We start from the raw sequence: 20,376 nt of genomic DNA on the forward strand, positions 1-20,376 counted from the left end.
ACTGAAGGTAGGCGCACACTGAGAGAAGACAGCTTGGATCTCACTGAACCATCGTGGGGCCTTGATATGACTGTGAATCCTAAGGCTGTGGCTGTTGTCCACGGGCGAAACCAGCAGGCTACTACTGCCATCTTCAATTTTCTTTCCGCCTTGGGGCTAGAACCCCAGGAGTGGGAGTATGCGACAGCCAAACAGCCAGGAGCAGCCTTCACTCACGAAGTCGTGGAGAAACTCTTCGACGACATGCAGGCAGTAGTTGTCCTAATGACTCCCGACGACGACGCTTATCTGCGTGATTTCCTTCGGAAGCCATCAGATCCGAGCTACGAAGCAGAGCCTACCGGCCAACCTCGACAGAACGTCCTACTTGAAGCAGGTATGGCGTTTAAAGCGGAGAGAGGTCGGACAATAATCGTCCATGTTGGCTCCCTGAGAGCCATAAGTGACTTTGCTGGCCTCAATGAAGTCCGCATAAACGGAGACAGCGAGAGCATCTCGCAAGCACTGAACAAATTGGCCTTGCGGCTAGAGCACGTGGGATGCGCCACTAGGCGTGGTGAGCGTTACACAGATCCCAGCGGTTTTCGAGCGGCCCTCGAGCAGATTTCGGACTACGACGCACGGACGCCTGACGCCCTCAACGCTCCCAACGCTAGGGGCGAGACGATGGCGGTCACCATTGAGAAGATGGGTCTAGTCGACATCGAGGACCGCAACGACGACGCCCACCTACTCCCTCCTAGCGACTTTTACACAAAGGCCCAATTTCAGGTGGTCATATCCGGACCAAGTCTTTACCGCACATTGGACAGCAATAGCAAGATGATCCATCAGCTACTCGGACGGGGAGTTCATGTCTATCTCTTGCTTCTGGATCCGTCATCCCCGGACCTTCCGCTCGTCATAGCTCGAGAAGAGGGGCACCCAGTAGGGGAAGACATATGGAATTCCATTCGAATCATTGAAAATAAATTCGCGACGTCTCGCGGGCTTCACGTTGGACGCATGGAAAGGATGCCTGGATTTACAGGTGTCATGATAGATGGCGACATTGCGCCTACCGGCGCGAGCCCCGCAGACAGTCAGTCGCAGATTCGCGTCCAGCCCGTTCTGCTGTATAGCACTCATCATGAGGGGCTAGTTCTAACGCTCAAAAAGATGGAGCACCCATGCGCATATGACTTCTTCGCCAGCGACCTCCGAGAGCAGTGGAAGAAGTCAACCAAGGGGCTGCCACAGCGGACTTCTTGAACATATTACGTGAATTGAACGCTGAACCTTTTTGGGTTAGCGCATAGGCGGACACGCGATCAGGGACTGCCGTTCCTGATCGTGCTCTTTGGTCCGGTAAAGCCTGTCCTGCGTCTTCTGTGTCCTGGCCCCCTTCGACGTGCTCGTGCGCGCCGCCCGCCTGTGCTGGGCCCTCGGCCTGCCGCTGCCCGCCCGCTACCGCGACCTCGAAGCGAAGATCGGCCACCGCTTCAAGCAGAGCCACAGCCTCGCGGAGGTCTACGCAGAGGCCGGGCGCCTCGAACGCGAGGAAGGCCCCCTGGTCTGGAACCGCGGCGACGCCATCCGGCAGGAGCTCGGCGCCGGCGAAGCCGATGACTACCTGGTCCGCGTCGCGCTGGCCGCCTGACCCTCTACACCTGAGCGCCCTCCCAGGGGCCGCCGGCCACGCGGCACGGCCCCTGGGAGGGGTTGCCTTTGCCCGCTGCTGTAAGCCCGGAGGTCAGAGGCGATCACGTTTTCGGCTTGGCGCGTTCGGGCCTCAGCGGTCCTCCACGATGAAGCAAGCCCGTTCGTAGAGCTCGTCGAACGTGATGACTTCGACGTCCTGGATGGATCGCCTGTACTGCTCGAAGGAGGTGATCTTCTCCGGGTTTACCGAACCGCGGTCGGCGAACTCACTGAGGCGACCGATGACCAGCACCTGTCGGGGGCGGGCGGTAGAGATCTCAATGTCCGTCGGGGCGCCGTCGTCTTCATAGAGCTTGTGCAGCTCGCCGGTGACCAGTCGGAGGGCCTTGTGAGCGGTCTTCTGCACCTGCGCCACTGCGCCGACGACGTCCTTGGAGACCTGGTAGACGTCCGGGGGCCGGTACGGCGTGCCAGCCAGCAGGGGCGTCATATGTGTCTTGATTTCGCAGAGCAGCAGGCTGCTGATGAAGCCTTTGGAGCGCATGACGGCGTCACTGCGCTTTCCCGCCCCGGTGAAGATGTTGGCGCCGGTTGTGATGCGCTCCAGCTTCCCGTCGTTCAGTGGTTCACAGGCCACGAGGTTGAGCCCGTACCCGAAGATCCACGGATTTTCTTCGAATAGGCCCTGCCAGACTGCCTCTGGCCCTGCGACCTGTTGGCGCTCCCGCTCGAAGTAGTCCGGATCAGTCAGCAGCTGGCGGAACCGTTGGAGTTGTGACTTGCGGTTACTGATCAGTCGGATGTCTTCTTCCGTGAGGGCGCCGCCGACAGCGGTCCTGACGGCTTCGAGGAGAGTCGTGCGGTCCTGGTCGGCCAGGAGGCGAGCCAACTCGGCTTCGTCGCCGACGACCAGCCGCAGACTGCTCTCAGGGATGTCCAGTCCGACGCAGCTCTGGAGGAAGCGGATGACCTTCCAGAAGCTTTCGTGGACATCGCTGGTGTCGACGAGTGCCTTGACGATCTGTGGGGCCTCGGGGCCGGGTATCGCTTCCGTGGCTGCTGTCTTCGCAGCCTTGGTCTTGTCCTTCTTCCAGAGTTTGATCCTGGGAGAAAGGACGCCGTCCTTGTTGATGAGGGTGACGTTGCACAAGGTGGCCACCCGCGGCCGGTCGTCGAGAAGGAAATTGGTGATCAGGCGGCTTCTGCGCGTGTCGTAGAAGTAGGGGAGCCCTTGGCCGCGAATCTCGAGATCTGAGAAGTCCTGCGTGGTGACGTCGAACTCTGTGGTCGGGAGACCGATGCGGAGGCGCCGTAGGACGGGCAGATCGGGCTCGGCCGTTTGGTTCCTCCAATCCGGTGAGACGGCCGGCAGCGGTCCCATGTCGCCTTCGACCACGAGGGACTGGACGTCTGCGCGCTGGAGACGGGCGAGTACGGCTTCCAGGCGTTGCCAGACCGCATTGGTGACCGCCTCCGTGAATGCTGGCAGGAGGACAGAAGGCACGGTGAGGACTGCCTCGTAGGTGGCGGCCGTCCATCCGTCACCGGGCATGGGGTGGTAGAAGCCGCCGTCACGGCGCAGCGTCAGTACAGTCGGGCGGAGAAGGTCTCGGGCGACTTCCTCGCCGTCGCGGTCGAGGAGGCTGTAGGTCTGTCCGAGGACGAGGTCGAGTTTGCCGGTGTCGTCGTCATCGAGCGGCAGCGAGACTAGCGGGTCGGTGTCCGGTGCGGGGGCTGGCGCGTAGACCGGCCGCCCCGATATGAACTTGAAGGCGCGGAGGGTCCAGCCGTCCGGCCCGAGGAGGCGATTCAGCTTCGCGACCAGTTGGGATGCGTGGTCAACGTCGGGCTGCACCTTGGGATGCACGAACCGCCCCAGGAAGGCGAGAAGCACCTCGTCAGGGCGGTCGTGGAGTTGGAACTGGGGGTACTTGAAGACCCAGTCATCAGACCAGTCGAGCGGGTTGTTGACCCGGTGCTGGATGATGTCTTCACGTGCCGTCCTGAACCGGCGGTCCGTCGACGCCAGCCTGTCGAGGTCGTACAGGGATCCAAGGAAGTCGATCTCATCGAGCCGCCCCCACCAGGGGCCGCCTTCACCGCTCAGGTAGTCGACGATGTCGCGTCGTGTGAGGGTCGTGATCCTCTGCGTGCTGTTGCTGCGTGATGCCGGGGAGGCGGCGGACTGCGTCATGCCCCCAGGATGAACGCCCTCCGCCTCAGATGGTGGGTGATAGGACATCAAATGTCTCTGACCTCAGTGGTGACGTCGGCGATGATGCGGCATCGGCGAGCAGCGCTCGTGCCTCGCCCGCCTGGCCGCGGCCGTCGATCCACTCGGCCTGGCCCGGGCCCTCATGACTTGCGCAGCCGCGTCACCGCCCGGCTAGTTGCTGGACGCCTGCACGGTGGGCGGCAGCGGTATGTCGTAACGCGCGAAGAGGTCTCGGAAGAAGCCGGCGACTACCCGAGGACCGCCATTCTGGTCGAGCTCGTGGCCGCCGAAGCGGTAGACCTCGTACCCGGAAAGCTTCAACTGCCGATCTTCCGACACCATCTGGGCATACAGCTCGGGGTTCGCCTTGCCGTTGACCGAGTAGTGCTGTTGGCCGTCGACCTCCAGGACGACGCGCACCCGGTGGGGCAGCAGCAGGAGGAAGTCCATGCGCTGCCTCGCCAAAGGGCCTGGCGTGGTCCGGGCCTTTGCGGTGTAGGGGTCGTAGTGGAGATACACCTGGGGAATCAGGGCGGGCAGGGCAGGCCCTCCCTCTCGGAAGTACAGCGCCGCGTACGTGTGGAACAGGACCTTCTCCGGCGGGGAGGCAAGCGACTGTGCAAGCCGTGCGCACAGATGCCCGGAGGCGGCCGCCTGATCACCTGACACGGCGGGATTCGTCTCTTGCCACCAGCTCACGAGCTCCGCCCACGACAGGCCGGCGGCCCCGAGCGGCCGGGTGTACGTCAGGCAGAACTTGGCGTTGCGGACGATGTCGAGGCGGTTGTTGACCGCGTCGCGCAGAACGATCTCCGGCTTGGGGCCGTTAGCGGCAAAGATCAGATTCTTGAACTCTCCGTCGACGCCGGTCATCCCCAGGGACGCGAGGACCTGGTCCAACTCCGGCGCCTCGTACTCGTCGAGGACCTTGCGCGCGACGGCGGTCAGCTCCGGTACCGTCAGCGGCCGCAGCCGATGCATGACGTAGCGGAACTTGCTCTTGAAGGCATCGCTCTCATCGCCTGGCGACAGTCCCAGACGCATGCACTCGCCCGGAACCTCGTACGACTTCAACTCGGCTACAACGCTGGCTATGGCGGAACGCAGCGTTTCAGGCTTGACCGCATCTCCCATACCCCGAGGCTAATGGGCTGCACCGACACAAAGCAGTCAGCCCGATCGGGCCCTACCCCTCCGGAAACGGCCAGCGGCCCTGCCGGCGCGCGGGCCTGGCCGGGCTCACCCCTCGGACACGTGCGGGCAGGTGTCGCGCTGCTGATAGCTGCCCAGCACGCCGGAGCCCACAGCCGCCCAGAAGGCTCGGGAGTCCTGGAAATGGCCGCCCAGGGTGTGTCAGGACAGGCCAGGGTGCTCGAGGCGCAGCGCGCCCAGGCCCGCGGTGGCCAGCCCGCACCGCTGATACTTCTCCATGGTGTAGGGCTGCTCGACCCACCCGAGTCGGCAGTGGGCGCAGACGGTGTAGTCGACGGCGAAGGCGACGTCGCCAGCGAGGTTCGCGGCGCGCTCCCTCCAGCCGGGCCGTTCCGAGGAGGGAGTGTCCTGCCAGGGCGCATTCAGCCTGATCACGGTCCAGCCGGTGGGCTGCCGGCCCCATCTGCCGCCGCTGATCGCGCGTAGGACCCGCTGCCAGGGCGTGCCGTCCGCAGCCCATGCCACCTCGCGGGCCTGCGCGGCCAGTGCCAGGGCCTCTTGCCGTTCGTCAACGCTTCCCATGCCGTCTACCGTGCCCAAGCAGCCGAAGGCCCCAACGCCCGGGCGCCGACCGGAAATCCAGGCGCGCTGCCCAGCCCGGGCTCGCCACGGAGCCCTTGACGGACCTGGACCGGCGGCCGGGGCGCGATAGGGCGCAGACCTGCCCTTTCCTTTTCGCGGGTGGGGGCGGCCCCGCCCGGACGCGTGCCGGTCGGCGGTGCGGCGCGCTGCGCGCGCCGTACCGCCTCGCCGCGTGCCGGGCAGCCGCTCCGCGTCCGCCCGGACCGAGCGCTCCGCGCTCTCACGCGCTGCGGGAGGCGGCAGCCGGTCCCAGTGCGCTCCGCGCCCTGCTCCCTCGCTTCGCGCTGCCGTCTCCCTTGCCTTCGGCGCTCCGCGCCGCACGGCCCGGCCCGCACCCGGACGGGGCCGCCCCCACCCGCGAAACATCCTGTGACCTGCGGAGAAAGGCGTTTCCCTTCCTCCGTTAGTGATGAAAATGAGGTATATTTGTCTCGTGAGGCGGTCCCGTGGCAAGGGCCCCGATCACCGAAGACACCCACCCAAAACCAGGGAGAACCCGTGGCGTTCGACTACGACAACCCCCACGAGATCAGCATCTTCACCACGCTGCACCCCGACGGCGAGATCGCCGACTCGGTCGGCGAGCCCACCCGCACCACGCTGCTGACCGAACTGCCCATCCTCGCCGGGGCGGCGCCCTACGCCACGCTGCCGCTCGCCGACGGCATCGAGCTGCACCACCAGCCCGCCAGCCCTGGCGCGGACAACCCGATCGCAGCCACCCTCGCCGCCCACTACGGATATGAGGGACTGCCCCTGCGCGGGACCGTCTACATCACCGGCGACAGCGCCGAGAGCGACACCGCCACCGGCATGGAGCTCGACTCCTTCGACGACCTGCACCGCGCCCTCAACACGGCGGCCGGCACCGCCGGCGTCCGCCTGTACCGCAAGATCCGCCCCGACGAGACAGTCGCGGTCGCCTACGACGACTACGTCCCCGGCGACGTGTTCTGGTTCCTCGGCACCAGCCACCGGGTCCTGCGCTTCGAGGCCATGGACCCGGACAGCGCCACCGTCCAGATGTGGCCGGAGCCTGCGTCATGGTCTGCGACGACGAGTTCGAAATCACGGCACTGCCTGGCTCTCCATCTTCCCCGAGCGCGCCGACCGTGCCCCGGCCGGATTCTGGCAACGCACCGGCCACCAGCTCCTGCCGGCCACCAGGTGAGCACCCTGGGGCGGCCCCACGCCGGGCCGCCCCGCCCCATCCGAACCACCTGCTCACCGAAGGGACACCGGCATGTCCGAACTGTGCAACCACCGCCGGCCCGACTTCCACTTCGAGGGCGAGACCTGCATGTACGGCCGCGACCTCCGCACCGGCGACAAGCTCCCCGTCCTCAAAGGCTCCGCCCAGGCCGTGGTCCGGGAAGTCGAACCGGCCGACGAGGACGGATGGATGTCCGGCCTCCTCGACGTCTCCCGGGACGGCCCCACCCTGATCAGCTCCGACACCGTCCTGTCCGTACGCCGCCCCGAGCCGGAAACCCACCCCCGCCCCCACCCCGATCCCACCGCCGACCAGGACGACGGCCCGGTCACCACGGCGACCGTGGAACTCACGGTCACCGAAATGGTGACGTACGAGTTCCAGTCCGAGGTCGAGATCCCGGCCGAAGTCGTCAACGACGAGGACGAACTGCTCAGGTACCTCAACGAGAACGAAGAACTGTGGCTCGACGACCTCGACCCCACCGGGAAAAGCAGCGCCCTCTACATCACCGAGCGCACCCTCGACGAGGTCAGCCTCACCAAGACGGGAGGCCAGTCGTGAGCACCTGCAAGAACACGGCGCGCCGTCCCGTCACCGACGACTCCGTCCAGCGACTGGCCGCGTACGACGAACTGGCGGTCTCGGCGCGCGACTTCCTCGCTGCCGTCGGCGGCGGCAGGAACGTGGCGGGCAGAGCGGTGACGTACGGTCAGAGTCCCCGCGCAACGCGCAACCCAACTCCGATGTGATCGTTGGCATCGTATGAACAACACCAAGCGCGCTCTTGCAGCCGTGATCCTCACCGGGGCCGCACTCGGACTGGCCGGCGCCTCTCACGCCATGGCGGCGCCTGCGGGCCTGGAATTCCTGCAGGGCCTCGCATTGGCCGGCAACGGTCAATCGAACGTCGACTCCTCCACGAACAACAACGTCGTCGCGCACGGCAATCAGCAGCTCTCAGGGCAGAACATCAGCAACTCTCCGACCCTGACCACTGGCGGTTTGGACACGAACCAGAGCATCAACGTCAACGAGTAGCTTCAACGCGCACCTTCCGGTTGGCGTCCGTGTCAGTCCCTCCCATCGCGAGGGGCTGTACGTGGTGTACGCCCACAGCGGCGCATTCCGTCACCTTGGGACATCCAGGGTCGAATTGACCGTGTGATCCCTGAGCGGCCCGGCGTGGCCGACAGGCCACGGGGTCGCAGAGGGCACACCTTCACGCCGCTCCCGAGGAGGCCGCAGGCGCCGGCCTCACGCCCCCCAGGATCCGACTGGGCAAGTGGGCGCAGCGGCCGTCCAGGCGCCGCAGAGCGCGGCGCAGCTTCAATTCTCACCTGGCCGGGGCGCGCCGCCGTCCGTGCCGGTCGGCGGTAGGGCGCGCTTCGCGCGCCCTACCGCCTCGCCGCGTGCCCGGTGACCGCTCCGCGCCCACCGGGACGCGCGCTCCGCGCGCTCACGCGCTGCGGGATGCGGCAGCCGGTCCCAGTGCGCTCCGCGCCGTCCGCCCCCGGGGGGTCCGGCCAGTTGTGGGCCCGCACTTGACGTCCCGGGCCCGGTCAAGGGGCTTCCCGCGGCCGGCCGATGGTCGGCCCCGCGCCGTGGGGGAGTCGGTGTCGTATGGCGTCTGTTGGGCGTGGCGGCCGCCGCGCCCCTCCTGCCCGGCCGGGGAGGGCCTGGAGTGTCGGGTGTGGGCCCGGAGCGGGACAGGCATGGGGGACTGTGCAAGGCAGGGCGCGGCGGTCACCGGATGTGGTGCAGCTGCTGCCGCACCGGCTGTGGTGGCAATCCACTCGCTTGGATGCCAAGTGAGGGCGCACTTGCGTGGCTAACCGACCGTCTGCTCAGCGCGCTTTGAGGGTGTTACCTGCGGCGTGCCGCCTGTTTTGCGAGCTAATGCACCGGGGGTCCGCCCGGCGTCCATCCCGGACGCTTTCCGATCGACTGGAGGCAATTCGTGTCCGCCGACAACCGCACCGTCATCGCCACCGCGGCCCTGGGCGCCACGTCCGCTGGCATCGTCGCGGTGGAACACCCGGTACTTGTCCCGGCCCTCACGTTCGCGCTGGCGGTCTGGGTGGCGCTGTGCGCCTTCCTCAAGGGGTGACTGAAGGACCGATGCCGAATCGACGGCGGGCGATAGACGGCGGTGGGCTCCTCGTGCTCCTGGTCGTCGTGGACGTGCTCCCGGTACGCGGCGAGCAGTGTCGGCGGGCGGGGCGAGCGCGACACCCGCGAGACCCGGGCTACCCGCTACGAGGCGAGGCCGGCCATGACGAAGGCACTGACCGCCGTACGGCTCTCCGGCGTGCCCGCCGACATCATCGCTCTCGCAGCGCCCTCGGTGACATCCCGTCTGAGGACCGGGTCACGGTCGGCGCGGCCGGGTCTTACACGCCTTCGGGAGCAGAGTTGAAAATCGCTTCCCCGCCGGGGTGTTCGTGGGAGCGCCCCCGCCGAGGCGCCACGACGCAGCGCCCCTGGAACGGAGCCCGCCCCCTGGGGGCCAACGGCCCCGGGCCGGTGCCTGTCTGCCTGGGTGTCGTCAGGGGTCCGGTTCCGGCTGCGTACGAGGCCCCCGGCGGGGTCGGTGTGTTGTTGGTTGGTGGTGTGGGGTCATCGGGTGGTGGTGATGGCTGCTGCTGCGGCGACGAGGGCGGTCATGACGCCAAGTGCGGCGAGGGCGGCTTGTACGGGGGCTGAGAGCGTGGGGCGGAAATGCACGAGGAGGAAGGCGCTGGCTGCCACCAGGCCCGTGACGATGACGGTCAGGAGGGCCAGGACGAGTACGGACAGGGACATCAGGAGTTCCTCGGTTCTCAGGCGCGGTCAGCGCGTGGCGGACGGGGCTGTGCAGTTCCGCCTGTTCGGTGACGGGTGTGCTGCACAGCACGCCGCACCCTGAGGGAGCCCGGGGTTAGCGGCGCAACCGGAGAGAGCACCAAGGCGGCCGGGTCTTACACGCTTTCGGGCTCAAAGTTGGAATTCCTCCCGAGGACGTCCGTTGGGCACGGCGGCCGCCACGCCGTGGTGCCCGGCGGTGCTGCGCCCCACCGCTCCGGGGCCGGCCGGCCCCGGGCCCGCACCCGAAGTCCCGGGTCCCGTCAGGGACCCGGCCCCGGGCTCCGCACGAAGTCCCCGGCAGGGTGCTTCCCCCAGCCGGCCGACGGTCGCCCCGTGTGGGTGTTACGAAACTTTCTTTCTCTGCGAGGGGGATAGCGAGTGGTTGTGGCCTGCGGGTATGCGCAGGTCGGGGGTGCTTTTGCCGTTGGTTGTGCGTCTGTCGGGCTACAGTCGGCCTTGGTCGGGCACAGGTGTGCCTGGCGCTCGCTGCCCCGCTTCGGCGGGGTTTTTTGTTGCCCGGATTCGATGGCCCCCGACACGCGGTGTCGGGGGCCATCGTCGTGTGTGAGGAGGCGTGGGTGCGGATGAGCCTGGCCGAGTTGGTCGTGTTGCTGGTCCCGCTGGTGCTCGCGGGTGTGGTGGTCGTGGCGATTGTGGTGCATGGCCGTATCGCGCGGCGGGCGGTGGAGCTTGCTCGTCAGGAGGATCTGCTGAGCTTGGTTCGGGAGAGCGGCAGTACGCTCTCGGGCCTGCTGAGAGCAGCCCGGGGTGGGCGGGCTGTGGATGCGGCGGTGACGGCCTGGATGGATCAGGAAGCCGGGCGGGCCGGCGGTGGGGAGGTGGTCCGGTGAAGCGACTGAAGCGACGTATTTACGGGCCGGACAGGGATCCGGTCGGCCGCCACGTGGGCGAGGACGTCCTGGGGCGGGCGTTGCGTGAGTTGTGCAGTGACGCGGAGCGCAGGCTGCTGCTGCGGTATCTGCACGGGGAACCTCCCCGGCAGCTCGCCCGTGACTTGGGCCTGGGCGAGGGGATCTTCGGCATGCTGATCGCCGGTCTGCTGGACCGGGTCCGGAGATCGAAGTACGCCTCGGCGCTGCGTCAGGAACTGAGCGGTCCTCGCTTCAGCGCCGAGGTGTGGGGCGGCGCCGCGGAGGTGTCGGCGCACCGGTGTGAACGTCCGGGCTGTGGCGCTCCGCCGTTTCCGCAGCGGCCCGTGGGCCGTCCTCGCCGTTTTTGTTCGTCAGCGTGTCGGCAGGCGGCGTACCGCGAGCGTCTGCGGACCGGGGCGGGACGCCGTCTGGCCGCAGCGGGCCGGCTGGCCGGCCCGCGTCCTGCCCGGCTGACGGACTACTCGGCTGCTCCGCCGGCCTTTCCCCCGCCCCAGGCACTGCCCGACTCGGGGGCGTTCCGGAACTACCTGGGCAAGTCGATCAGGCGGTGGCATGCGCCGACCGCCGCCGAGGACCGGATGCCAGGCACACCGGTGCTGTGGCCCGCAAGCTTCCCGCCGCACTCCCGTCCCACCGCAGTGTTTGACGGCCAGGGCCGCGGAATCAGGCTCGGCAAGACGGTAGAAATCGGCTGGCTGATCGCGTCGAGTCTTTGGATGCGGACCGGGCTTCTTGCTCTCGGCAGGCCGGCCTCCGGCGGCATCCAGCCGCATGGGGCCCACCGCGTGTCCCGCCCGCGCCCGGCGTTCCTGCCTCCCACTCCCAGCTCGCCCATGGCATCTGCGTACCCGAACTCACCCGGCAAGGCCCTCGCAGTCGGAATGACGAGGCCGGTACCTCTCGCCCACTGACCGAGTACTGGAATCGTCTGGCGCGTGCCCTGGGGAGAGAGCGGTCCCGAGTGGTGCTTTTCCTACCGCACGCCACAGCACCTGCAGCGCGCACGCCGAAGGCCGACACTGCTGCACCGCCGACACGGCAGACCTGGAGCACTTCTCACCGCTGGCCTGTCCAATGCCGTCAGCTTCCCGTCACACCCAAGCCACGGCGCAGGGCACGTCATCGATAGGAGACCCCCTCGGCGCGTGCCCAAGATCTGTGCCAGAACCGAGAGATGACGGCACGTGTCCGGCCAGAGGCCAGGCGCGTGTATCCCCGGTGCGACTCGTCACCGGGCAGCGAGGAGGCCGTCCACCATGGCTCGGAGCCCATCGAGGTAGGTGTCCTCAGCGGTCAACGGTGCCCACTGGTCCGCAGCCTGTGCCAGACGGGGTAGTTCGCTCGGGTCGAGATCGGCAAAGACCTGCTCCCGGTAGGTGGGGCGGTCGTCGTCTGTGCGCCTCCGGGCCGCTGTCGCCCGGACCACGATCTCTCCGACCGTGTAGTACCAGATCGCGCGGTATCCATGTATGGCCCGCTCAAGGGTCAGTCCGCATGCGACCAGGCCGTCGACGATCTGCTCGACGAACCACAAGGCGGATGTGGACAACAAGTCGTCGGCAGTCAGCACCTCCACGATCCAGGGGCAGGCGGCGAGCGCCTCATGGATCGCGCCAGCAGCGACGACGATCCGCTCGCGAGGCTGGGCGGGCAGTTCGGACTGGTGCAGCGCCCTCTCGGCGTAGTCGTCCAGCAGCAGGACGAGCAGTTCTTCCTTGTTGCGGACGTGGTGGTAGAGCGCCATCGGCGTACTGCCGATCTCCGCGGCCAGCCGCCGCATGGTCAGCCGGTCCACGCCTTCCGAGTCCACGATCCGGCGGGCAGTTGTGACGACCTCCTCGCGGGAGATACGGGGAGGTCGGCCGGGCGTTTTGCGCGGTGCGGACGGTTGCGGCATGCCCTCATCATCCCCCGGGTGTCGACAGCGGTGAGCTCCTACCGCTACTTTCTTTACATGTATAAAAACTCGCGGGGGCGGCCCGGAGCGGTGCTGGCGGCGGTGGCCGTCGCCCAGTTCGCCGTCGCCCTGGACTTATCCGTGGTCAACGTCGCACTGCCCGCGATCCGCACCGCGCTGGGGTTCGCACCGCTCGATCTGTCGTGGGTCGTGCATGTCTACGCGCTCACGCTCGGCGGATTTCTGCTGCTGGGAGGCCGCGCATGTGACCTCTACGGCCGCCGACGGCTGTTCGTGCTCGGCTTGGTCATTTTCGGGCTGTGCTCGCTGGCGGGCGGGCTCGCCCAGGCACCCTGGCAACTGATCGCCGCCCGCGCCGGCCAGGGCCTGGGAGCCGCCGCGGCCACCCCGGCCACGCTGGCGATGCTCACCACCACCTTCCCCGAGGGCCCGCAGCGCGTACGCGCGCTCGGGGTGTGGAGCGGGGTGAACGCCGCAGGCGGAGCGCTGGGCGTGCTGGCGGGTGGGCTGCTGACCCAGTACGCGGGCTGGCGCTGGGTGATGCTGATCAATCTGCCCATCGTCGCGGTGGCTCTCGCGCTGGTCCGCGCAGGCGTCCCCGGCGAAGCACGCCCCGCCCGGCGCGAGAGGCTGGATGTGCTCGGTGCCGTCCTGGCCACCGGTGGAGTCGGGCTGCTGGTGACCGGTGTCGTGCGCACCGACGCCCAAGGATGGGACTCCCCGGCCACATGGACAATGCTCGTCGCCGCGGCCATACTCCTGGCCGCCTTCGTCGTCACCGAATCCAGGGCTCCCGCACCGCTGTTGCGCCTCAGCCTGCTGCGCAGCCGCTGGGTCGCCGGCGCCAACATGCTGGTCTTCTTCTCCACCGCCGGGCAGTTCGCGGCGTTCTACTTTGTGTCCCTGTACATGCAGCAGGTTCTGGGCATGAGTGCCGCAGCAACCGGTGCCGCGTTCCTGCCCTTCTCCGTAAGCCTGGTCGCGGGCAGCATCGTCGCGACCCGCGTCACCGCCGCACGCACCCTCCGTGCCTCCCTGGTGCCCGGCGCCCTGCTGGCCGCCGCGGGCTTGGCCTGGTTCGCCTTCATCAGTCCCTACGGCGGCTTCCTCACGGACGTGCTCGGCCCCTGCATCATCACCGGCATCGGCGTCGGGCTGGTCATCGCCCCGATCGTCGCCGCCGCAACCACCGGCGTCGCCCCCCATGAGGCCGGCATGGCCTCCGGCCTCATCAACAGCTCCCGCCAACTCGGCGGCTGCATCGGCCTGGCCGCCCTGGCCGCCATCGCCGCACACCGCACCGGCACGGCAACCGACCCCGCCGCGCTCAACGACGGCTACGCCCTGGGCCTTGCCATCGCCGCCGCCCTTTTCGTGCTCGCGGCCGTCGTGGCGATCGGCGTGCTGCCCCGCCGCCAGGCCGAAACACCCGCCCCGCAACCCCCCACCACCGCAGAGAACCGACTGGAAGGAACGCCCTCATGACGACAACACCCCTCTCACCCATCGACCTGTTCGCCTCGGCGCTGCACATCCACCCCGACGGCGATGTCCGAGCCGCCGAACGGCGGATGACACACAGCGACTCCGGCGCCTGGCAGCTCGCGACGTTCCACGTGGAGACCGACGCCGACGTTCACGCCGACCACTGGGAGATGCACCCGCAGGCCGAGGAGGCGGTGTGCTGCCTGACCGGCGGTGTCCGCCTCTACTTCCGTCCCGCCAGGCCCGAGGACACCCAGGACATGGTGCAGTTGAAGCCAGGCACCGCCGTGATCGTCCCCCGTGGCCGCTGGCACCGTCTGGAGCTGGACGCGCCCAGCGACCTGATGTCGATCACCCTTCGCCACGGCACCCGCCTCGAAAAACGAACCGGCACTTACGGCCTGACCCGCGATTGAAGTTGGGTCGTGTGGGCTTGGCGGTCGGCCGGCGAGTGATTCAGCAGGCCATGGTGCGGACGAGGACGAGTTCGGTGCTCGGCTTGTGCAGGGTGGTCCGCTTGGCCGCGCGGTCAGAGACCAGTCCGGCGATGGCGCGGTGGGTCTCGCCGTACTCTTCCCTGCGCCCGGTGTATCGCTGGAGTGGGCGCCACTGCCGGTGCTCCGCGTTGGCGTGCTCGACACAGATCCGGTTCGAGGACTGGCGGCGGCGCATCTCGCGTCACCCATATTGTTCGGTCAGCGGCGCGTTGTCGGTGTCTTTCGGCTTCCTCGGCGGTGCACTGATCTGGTCGGGGAACTCGTTGGCCAGGCCCCGGTAACCCTCGTCGACCTTGGCCTTTACCGTGGGTTGATCGGCGATGCCCTCCGTGCGCACGGCGGTCTGGTCGTGCATCCGGCCGGGCCGGACGCCTCCGGACCACAGGGTGGGGTCAACCCCCGGTCGCTGATCGTGGTGGTCTTGATCGTGTTCTGCCTGCGCTTGCCGGAGACGAAGGTCCGACGTCCGGGGCAGTGTGCCTTCGGGCGGCGGACCTGGGTCTCGGTGCCGTCGATCCGCAATGTGATGTTCTCAGCCGCTGCGTAGGCGAACACGTTCGCCAGGGTTCGCAGCCGAACGCCAGGCCGGTCAGGCACCGCGAACCCGCGCTCGGTCAGCAGCGGTCGGATCTCGCTGATCGCGCGGCCGATGGCGGAGGAGCCCACCTCGTAGATCACAGCCAGTGCCGCGTGAGACAGACCGGTTCGCAGGTGGACAAGGGTCGCCAGGACACGGTCGGTGAAGACCAGTTCGTACTTCGGCTCGACCCCGGCCTGCCGTCGGCGAGCGCCCCGGCGCCGTTCGCACCGAACGGACTCACAACGCGCCTCCCAGCGTGGCGCCAGTTCTTCGATCAACTCGCCGAGATGATGGCGCGAGAGGCCGCAGAAGGCAGGCTGCGACATGGCCGCGCGGGCTTGCTTGATGTTCACACCACAAGAATCAGCGCGGCCGATGCCATGTCACGGCCCAGCCGACGGAGAGACGTCAGACCCGCTCCAGGGGCCGGTGCGGCCCGCTGGGTAGCTCTGCTTTGATCGTGTCGCCCGGGCGCACCGCGCCGCCCTTCTTCACGATGCTCATGATTCCGGCCTTGCGTACGATGTTCCCGGCCTCATCGCGGCCAACAACCTGCTTCAGCAGCCCGTCGCGGAAGTTGTCGATCTGCAGGCAGGGATTGCGCAGGCCAGTCACCTCCAGCACTGCATCGTCGCCGATGCGCAGCAGCGTGCCGACCGGCAGGCCGAGCAGATCGATGCCACGGGTGGTGATGTTCTCGCCGAGGTCACCGGGTACCACCTTGAATCCCTCTGCACCGACCTCGGCGAAGAGCTCTTCATGGATGAGGTGGACCTGGCGCAGGTTCGGCTGGTTGGGGTCCTGCGCGACGCGTGAGCGGTGCTTGACCGTCACGCCTGCATGGACGTCACCCTCCACACCGAGCCCGGCAAGCAGCGTGATGCTGTCCCGGTTCGGCTTGGTGAATGAGTACTCGCCGTTGCGGCTGACTGCCGTGACTATCCCGCTCATCCTCGGAGCCCCCTCCTCAGAGACAATGATCAACCACGACCCTAACCCTCAAGGCGCAGCAGCCACGGTTAATCGCGGATGAGGCCGCTACTGACAGCGGGATGGCCCAGCCAAGTCTGCCGCCGGGCCCCCTGCGCAACTGTTCGGGGGAAGGCGATCGCCGCAGGATTCCTTCTCGTTGATTCGCCCCGCTGGGATTCGTCCACTCCGGGTAGAGGCTTTAGTCGGGCGCGGGAAGGCGTGCCGGGGCCGTGGCGCTCACCTGCTGGAAAATGACCGAGGTGCGGAAGCCGGTGATTTCACCGCGCTTGCTGAGCCGGTCGGTCAGGAAGGCGTGCAGGTGGTCGAGATCCTGCACCGCGACGTGAAGGAGGAAGTCGTCGCCTCCGGAGAGCACGAACACGTGGAGGACTTCCGTCAGGCCGCTGGCGAAGACCTTGAAGGCGTCGATGACCCCGCGGCTGAGGGGGCGTACCTGAACGGACACGAGCGCCTGGACGCTGCGATTGAGGGCCGCGGGGTCGATGTCGGCGTGGTAGCCGCGGATGACGCCCCGGCGGTGGAGCGCCCGAACTCGCTCCAGACAGGTCGAGGGGGCGATGCCGAATTGCCGGGCGAGTTCGCGGTTGGACTGCCGCGCATCTGTCTGGAGGAGCCGGACAATCTCCGAATCAAGTTCGTCCATGACCGGCAACCGTATCCCATCTCCACTCAAACGTTCGGTTGAGGTCTTCTTCTGGCAATCGTTCGTGCAGCATATCTGCATCTCACCGAACAAACGTAAGGGGGAGGCGGGCTCATGCTCGATCACGAGCAGGTCGCGATCCGCACCGGTCGGCGCTCGGGCCTTCCGGTGATCGTGGCCGTTCACTCCACGGCACTCGGTCCGGCGGCCGGCGGCCTACGGCTCTGGCACTACCCCGACTGGCGGGACGGCCTCACCGACGCCCTTCGCCTGTCGGCAGCGATGACCTCGAAGTTCGCCGTCGCGGGGCTGCCCAGCGGTGGTGGGAAGGCCGTCGTGGCACTGCCGGAGGGGAGGGAGCTCGATCTCAGCCGGCGCCACGACGTGCTGCGTGACGTGGCAGACGTCGTTGACTCGCTGGGCGGGGCGTACTCCACCGGACCCGATGTCGGGACCGGCCCCGACGACATGGCGGTGATCGGGGAAACCACCCCCCATGTGTTCTGCCGGCCGGTGCATCTGGGCGGCAGCGGGGACTCCTCCCCGCACACCGCGCAGGGGACGCTCGCCGCGCTGCGGGCCGTCAGCCGACGGCTGTTCGGCAGTGCGAGTCTGGACGGCCGCAGGCTCGCCGTGGTCGGTCTGGGCCGCGTCGGCGCCCACCTCGCTCGCCTGCTGGCCACCGAGGGAGCCGTCCTGACAGTGACTGACATCGACCCCGGCAAACGGAAGGTCGGCGCCGAGCTCGGTGCGGTTTGGCGGTCGCCCGACGAGATCCTCGCCGCGGACGTGGACATCGTGATCCCTGCGGCCCTCGGCTCCGTCCTGACCAGGCGGACTGTGGCGGAGCTGCGCTGCCGTGCCGTGGTCGGGCCGGCGAACGACCAGCTCGCCACCCCCGACGTCGCAGACCTGCTGCACCGGCGCGACATCATCTGGGTGCCGGACTACGTCGCGAGTGCGGGAGGAGTCATCAACGCCGTCAGCGCCGAACTCCACGGCGTCAGCGCCGACGAGGCCCGCGCTCGGGTCCGCGCGGTCGAGGACACCGTCGACGACCTGCTGGAGACCGCGCGACGCCGCGGCCAGGCCCCGGCGCAGGCGGCGAGCGAGCTGGCCATGCGCCGCCTGCGCGCCGCCTCGGCCCCGCCCGGCTCACCCACGGCGTCGTTGCGGCTGCGGGCAGCGGGGCCCGGCGATGCCGAGAACATGGCGCTGCTGCACGCCGACAGCTGGCGTCGGCACTACCGCGGCGCGTACTCCGACGCGTTCCTGGACGGCGACGTGGTGGCCGACCGGAGGTCCGTCTGGTCCTCGCGCCTTTCCGCCCCGAGTGGTGGCGGCGCGACGGTCGTGGCCGAGGACGACACCGGGATCGTGGGGTTCGTCCACGTCGTCCTCGACGAGGACGGCCGTTGGGGCAGCCTCGTCGACAATCTGCACGTGATCCAGCACCGACGGCGGACGGGCCTCGGCACCGCGCTGCTCTCCCACGCCGCGCGGATGGTCGTCGAACGCGCGAGGGGCGACGCAATGTACCTGTGGGTGCTCGAACAGAACACGGCGGCCCAGGAGTTCTACCGAGCCCTGGGCGGGACCTGCGTCGAGAAGGCGCCGGTATCACCCCCCGGTGGCGTACCGTCCAGGCTCGCGGGCTCCCCCGCCAAGCTCCGCTTCACCTGGCCCGATGCCTCGCTGCTCGCACAGAACGGCGGACGACGTGGCGCACCGACACCCCGGAGGAACACACCATGACCACCGAGACGGGTACCGCCGTCGCCCACTACGAGCGGCTGCTCGCCGAGCACTACACCTGGATGTTGGGCGGCGACGTCCATGAGGTCGCGGACCGGCAGGCCACGCTGCTCGCGGAACTCGGCCTGGCGGGTGGCGAAGACTGCGGCACGGCCATCGATCTGGGGTGCGGTTCCGGTGCGCAGACGCTGGCGCTGGTCCGCCTCGGCTTCTCTCCCGTGATCGCCGTCGACAGCAGCCGCCGGCTGCTGGACGAGCTCGTCTCCTACGTGCAGAACACAGGGGCGGTGCGGCCGGTGCGCGGCGACATCCGCACCGTCCTGCCCGAGGCGGCCGAGCCGGGCACGGTCGCGGCTGTCGTCTGCATGGGCGACACGCTGACCCACCTCCCGTCCAAGGCGGACCTGCCCGTGCTGCTCGGCCACATCACCCATGCCCTCGTCCCGGGCGGGCACCTCGTCGTCACCTACCGCGACCTCACGGCGGAGCTGCGCGGCACGGACCGTTTCATCCCCGTCCGCAGCAGCGACGACCGGCTGCTCACCTGCTTCCTCGAGTACCGCGACGAGGACACGGTGATCGTCCACGACCTGCTCCACATCCGGACGAACGGCTCCTGGCAGCAGCAGGCGAGCAGCTACCCCAAGCTGCGGATCGCGTCCTCCCGGCTGGTCGAACTGTGCCGGGCGGCGGGACTCGACGTCCGCCGCGACACCGCCGACTCCCGGGGCATGCGGATCCTGCACGCCGTAAAGCCCTGACCGCCGTTCACGGCTCTTGTACGACGCCCGCGAGGACGGTGGTGACGACCCTGCCGAGGGCCGCGGTCCCCGGCGGGGTGCCTTTCCGGTCGGCGAACAGCAGATGCCCCGCGCCGACCAGCGTCGCAGCGAGCGTGTCGACGTCCGCATCGGCCGCGAGGCGCCCCAGCTCGCGCTCGGCGGTGAGGTAGGAGGCGATCACGGCCGTGGCCTCAGTCAGCACCGGTACGCCGGTCGGCGTGGCCTGGCGCAGCCGGGCCCGCAACTCGTCCCGGGAGATGACGAGACCGGCGACGGCCACGGCGACCGACTCGAACAGGGTCATCAGCGTCTCGGTGAGGTTTCCGGCGACGGTGCCGGTGCCGGCGCGGTCGCGCAGCTCGGCGGCCCGGGCACGGATCCGGCCGATGCGGTCCAGCACGAGCTCGGCGAGGAAGGCGTCGAAGTCGGCGAAGTGCCGGTGCAGCACGCCCTTGGCGCAGCCCGCCTCCGCCGTGACCGCCCGGCTGGTCAGCGCGCTCGGACCGCCCCGGAGCAGGACGCGCTCGGCGGCATCGAACAACTGCTCGCGCGCATCGCGCATGGCCACGCCTGTCGGCACCGCAGATCCCTCACCTTCACTCACCGGGGCCCACCTTGACGAGTGGGCATGCGCCCACTATGAATGGGCGCATGCCCACTTTATCGCCGGAACCAGCTCCCCGTTCCGAAGACGAGACCCATCAACAGCGCGACGTAGCCGGGTCCTTCCGCGCGGACGCAGAGCGCTACGACCGGGCCCGGCCCCGCTACCCCGACGCCCTGGTGGCCCGGATCGTCTCCGCCGCCCCCGGCCGCGACATCCTCGACGTCGGCTGCGGAACCGGTATCGCGGCCCGCCAGTTCCAGGCGGCCGGCTGCCGGGTCCTCGGAATTGAGCCGGACCCTCGGATGGTCGAGGTGGCGGGTCGGCTCGGTGTCGAGGCCGCCGTGGCCACATTCGAAGCCTGGGAGCCGGCCGGCCGCGAGTTCGACGCGGTCGTCTCGGGGACGGCCTAGGGTCTGTCGCGAAAGTTGATCTTGTTGGTTGGTGATCACGTCCTGTGGGACGTGGGGATCTGACGAACGGGCAGTGGGCCCGGCTTGAGCCGCTGCTGCCGCG

24 protein-coding genes and 1 pseudogene are annotated in these 20,376 nt (G+C 68.4%); 13 read left to right on the forward strand and 12 right to left on the reverse strand.

The genetic code is table 11. From position 1 onward, the window contains the following. Nucleotides 1-33 precede the first annotated feature (33 nt). Nucleotides 34-1,251 (forward strand): nucleotide-binding protein, encoded by a 1,218-nt coding sequence (locus ABZ624_RS36870; RefSeq protein ID WP_360099000.1) that lies wholly within the window; start codon nucleotides 34-36, stop codon nucleotides 1,249-1,251. A 139-nt stretch (nucleotides 1,252-1,390) separates the two neighbouring features. After that, nucleotides 1,391-1,639: a hypothetical protein gene (locus ABZ624_RS36875; RefSeq protein ID WP_360099002.1), complete on the forward strand. Its 249-nt coding sequence runs from the start codon at nucleotides 1,391-1,393 to the stop codon at nucleotides 1,637-1,639. A 132-nt stretch (nucleotides 1,640-1,771) separates the two neighbouring features. Here ABZ624_RS36875 and ABZ624_RS36880 read toward each other — a convergent pair whose 3' ends face one another. The 4 genes from ABZ624_RS36880 to ABZ624_RS36895 form a co-directional block, all read right to left on the reverse strand. Beyond that, complete coding sequence (locus ABZ624_RS36880) at nucleotides 1,772-3,835, reverse strand: Shedu anti-phage system protein SduA domain-containing protein (RefSeq protein WP_360099004.1); 2,064 nt, start codon at nucleotides 3,833-3,835, stop codon at nucleotides 1,772-1,774. Between the two features lie 192 nt (nucleotides 3,836-4,027). Continuing rightward, complete coding sequence (locus tag ABZ624_RS36885; protein ID WP_360099006.1) at nucleotides 4,028-4,990, reverse strand: hypothetical protein; 963 nt, start codon at nucleotides 4,988-4,990, stop codon at nucleotides 4,028-4,030. A gap of 219 nt (nucleotides 4,991-5,209) precedes the next feature. Continuing rightward, the gene (locus ABZ624_RS36890) at nucleotides 5,210-5,590 is read right to left on the reverse strand and encodes a hypothetical protein (RefSeq protein ID WP_360099008.1); all 381 of its coding nucleotides are present in this window, start codon (nucleotides 5,588-5,590) and stop codon (nucleotides 5,210-5,212) included. A gap of 522 nt (nucleotides 5,591-6,112) precedes the next feature. After that, complete coding sequence (locus tag ABZ624_RS36895) at nucleotides 6,113-6,625, reverse strand: hypothetical protein (protein ID WP_360099010.1); 513 nt, start codon at nucleotides 6,623-6,625, stop codon at nucleotides 6,113-6,115. 268 nt (nucleotides 6,626-6,893) lie between these two features. Here ABZ624_RS36895 and ABZ624_RS36900 point away from each other — a divergent pair, with 268 nt between their 5' ends. From ABZ624_RS36900 to ABZ624_RS36915, 4 genes are all read left to right on the forward strand, one after another. Next, on the forward strand, nucleotides 6,894-7,427 hold the full coding sequence (locus tag ABZ624_RS36900) for a hypothetical protein (RefSeq protein ID WP_360099012.1): 534 nt from the start codon (nucleotides 6,894-6,896) through the stop codon (nucleotides 7,425-7,427). Continuing rightward, nucleotides 7,424-7,615, forward strand: a complete 192-nt coding sequence (locus ABZ624_RS36905; RefSeq protein ID WP_360099014.1) for a hypothetical protein — start codon at nucleotides 7,424-7,426, stop codon at nucleotides 7,613-7,615. The genes ABZ624_RS36900 and ABZ624_RS36905 overlap by 4 nt, the downstream gene beginning before the upstream one ends. Nucleotides 7,616-7,628: 13 nt before the next feature. Next, on the forward strand, nucleotides 7,629-7,904 hold the full coding sequence (locus tag ABZ624_RS36910; protein WP_360099016.1) for a hypothetical protein: 276 nt from the start codon (nucleotides 7,629-7,631) through the stop codon (nucleotides 7,902-7,904). Nucleotides 7,905-8,823: 919 nt separating this feature from the next. After that, nucleotides 8,824-8,973, forward strand: a complete 150-nt coding sequence (locus ABZ624_RS36915; RefSeq protein ID WP_360099018.1) for a hypothetical protein — start codon at nucleotides 8,824-8,826, stop codon at nucleotides 8,971-8,973. A 509-nt stretch (nucleotides 8,974-9,482) separates the two neighbouring features. On the opposite strand, the gene ABZ624_RS36920 is transcribed toward ABZ624_RS36915, so the two are convergent. Next, nucleotides 9,483-9,668, reverse strand: a complete 186-nt coding sequence (locus tag ABZ624_RS36920) for a hypothetical protein (protein WP_360099020.1) — start codon at nucleotides 9,666-9,668, stop codon at nucleotides 9,483-9,485. A 626-nt stretch (nucleotides 9,669-10,294) separates the two neighbouring features. On the opposite strand from ABZ624_RS36920, the gene ABZ624_RS36925 reads away from it, so the two are divergent. Both ABZ624_RS36925 and ABZ624_RS36930 read left to right on the forward strand, forming a co-directional pair. After that, nucleotides 10,295-10,561 (forward strand): hypothetical protein, encoded by a 267-nt coding sequence (locus tag ABZ624_RS36925; RefSeq protein WP_360099022.1) that lies wholly within the window; start codon nucleotides 10,295-10,297, stop codon nucleotides 10,559-10,561. Further along, on the forward strand, nucleotides 10,558-11,514 hold the full coding sequence (locus ABZ624_RS36930; protein WP_360099024.1) for a hypothetical protein: 957 nt from the start codon (nucleotides 10,558-10,560) through the stop codon (nucleotides 11,512-11,514). The genes ABZ624_RS36925 and ABZ624_RS36930 overlap by 4 nt, the downstream gene beginning before the upstream one ends. A gap of 317 nt (nucleotides 11,515-11,831) precedes the next feature. Here the strand turns inward: ABZ624_RS36930 and ABZ624_RS36935 are convergent, their stop codons facing one another. Next, on the reverse strand, nucleotides 11,832-12,500 hold the full coding sequence (locus tag ABZ624_RS36935; protein ID WP_360099026.1) for a TetR/AcrR family transcriptional regulator: 669 nt from the start codon (nucleotides 12,498-12,500) through the stop codon (nucleotides 11,832-11,834). Between the two features lie 57 nt (nucleotides 12,501-12,557). Between ABZ624_RS36935 and ABZ624_RS36940 the strand changes: the two genes are divergently transcribed. Both ABZ624_RS36940 and ABZ624_RS36945 read left to right on the forward strand, forming a co-directional pair. Beyond that, nucleotides 12,558-14,006, forward strand: coding sequence for an MFS transporter (locus tag ABZ624_RS36940; protein ID WP_360099042.1), 1,449 nt, complete (start codon nucleotides 12,558-12,560; stop codon nucleotides 14,004-14,006). After that, nucleotides 14,003-14,422, forward strand: coding sequence for a cupin (locus ABZ624_RS36945; protein ID WP_360099028.1), 420 nt, complete (start codon nucleotides 14,003-14,005; stop codon nucleotides 14,420-14,422). Before ABZ624_RS36940 ends, ABZ624_RS36945 begins: the two co-directional genes overlap by 4 nt. A 40-nt stretch (nucleotides 14,423-14,462) precedes the next feature. On the opposite strand, the gene ABZ624_RS36950 is transcribed toward ABZ624_RS36945, so the two are convergent. The 5 genes from ABZ624_RS36950 to ABZ624_RS36970 form a co-directional block, all read right to left on the reverse strand. Continuing rightward, nucleotides 14,463-14,678, reverse strand: coding sequence for a hypothetical protein (locus ABZ624_RS36950; RefSeq protein ID WP_360099030.1), 216 nt, complete (start codon nucleotides 14,676-14,678; stop codon nucleotides 14,463-14,465). Nucleotides 14,679-14,684: 6 nt separating this feature from the next. Then, complete coding sequence (locus ABZ624_RS36955) at nucleotides 14,685-14,858, reverse strand: hypothetical protein (RefSeq protein ID WP_360099046.1); 174 nt, start codon at nucleotides 14,856-14,858, stop codon at nucleotides 14,685-14,687. After that, nucleotides 14,804-15,409 (reverse strand): transposase family protein, encoded by a 606-nt coding sequence (locus tag ABZ624_RS36960; protein WP_360099044.1) that lies wholly within the window; start codon nucleotides 15,407-15,409, stop codon nucleotides 14,804-14,806. Before ABZ624_RS36960 ends, ABZ624_RS36955 begins: the two co-directional genes overlap by 55 nt. An 82-nt stretch (nucleotides 15,410-15,491) precedes the next feature. Beyond that, complete coding sequence (locus tag ABZ624_RS36965) at nucleotides 15,492-16,034, reverse strand: MOSC domain-containing protein (protein WP_360099032.1); 543 nt, start codon at nucleotides 16,032-16,034, stop codon at nucleotides 15,492-15,494. Nucleotides 16,035-16,254: 220 nt separating this feature from the next. Beyond that, nucleotides 16,255-16,719 carry an Lrp/AsnC family transcriptional regulator gene (locus ABZ624_RS36970; RefSeq protein ID WP_360099034.1) on the reverse strand — a complete coding sequence of 155 codons (465 nt, stop codon included), beginning with the start codon at nucleotides 16,717-16,719 and terminating at the stop codon, nucleotides 16,255-16,257. Nucleotides 16,720-16,833: 114 nt separating this feature from the next. On the opposite strand from ABZ624_RS36970, the gene ABZ624_RS36975 reads away from it, so the two are divergent. Both ABZ624_RS36975 and ABZ624_RS36980 read left to right on the forward strand, forming a co-directional pair. Beyond that, nucleotides 16,834-18,474, forward strand: a complete 1,641-nt coding sequence (locus ABZ624_RS36975) for a GNAT family N-acetyltransferase (RefSeq protein WP_360099036.1) — start codon at nucleotides 16,834-16,836, stop codon at nucleotides 18,472-18,474. Further along, on the forward strand, nucleotides 18,471-19,235 hold the full coding sequence (locus ABZ624_RS36980; protein WP_360099038.1) for a class I SAM-dependent methyltransferase: 765 nt from the start codon (nucleotides 18,471-18,473) through the stop codon (nucleotides 19,233-19,235). The genes ABZ624_RS36975 and ABZ624_RS36980 overlap by 4 nt, the downstream gene beginning before the upstream one ends. A 7-nt stretch (nucleotides 19,236-19,242) precedes the next feature. On the opposite strand, the gene ABZ624_RS36985 is transcribed toward ABZ624_RS36980, so the two are convergent. Continuing rightward, nucleotides 19,243-19,836: a TetR/AcrR family transcriptional regulator gene (locus tag ABZ624_RS36985; RefSeq protein ID WP_360099040.1), complete on the reverse strand. Its 594-nt coding sequence runs from the start codon at nucleotides 19,834-19,836 to the stop codon at nucleotides 19,243-19,245. 71 nt (nucleotides 19,837-19,907) lie between these two features. Here ABZ624_RS36985 and ABZ624_RS36990 point away from each other — a divergent pair. Next, a pseudogene (locus ABZ624_RS36990) lies at nucleotides 19,908-20,270 on the forward strand (methyltransferase domain-containing protein); the annotation flags it as partial. Nucleotides 20,271-20,376 lie beyond the last annotated feature (106 nt).

The sequence above is a fragment of the Streptomyces sp. NPDC007205 genome (assembly GCF_040634095.1).
Lineage (GTDB): Bacteria > Actinomycetota > Actinomycetes > Streptomycetales > Streptomycetaceae > Streptomyces.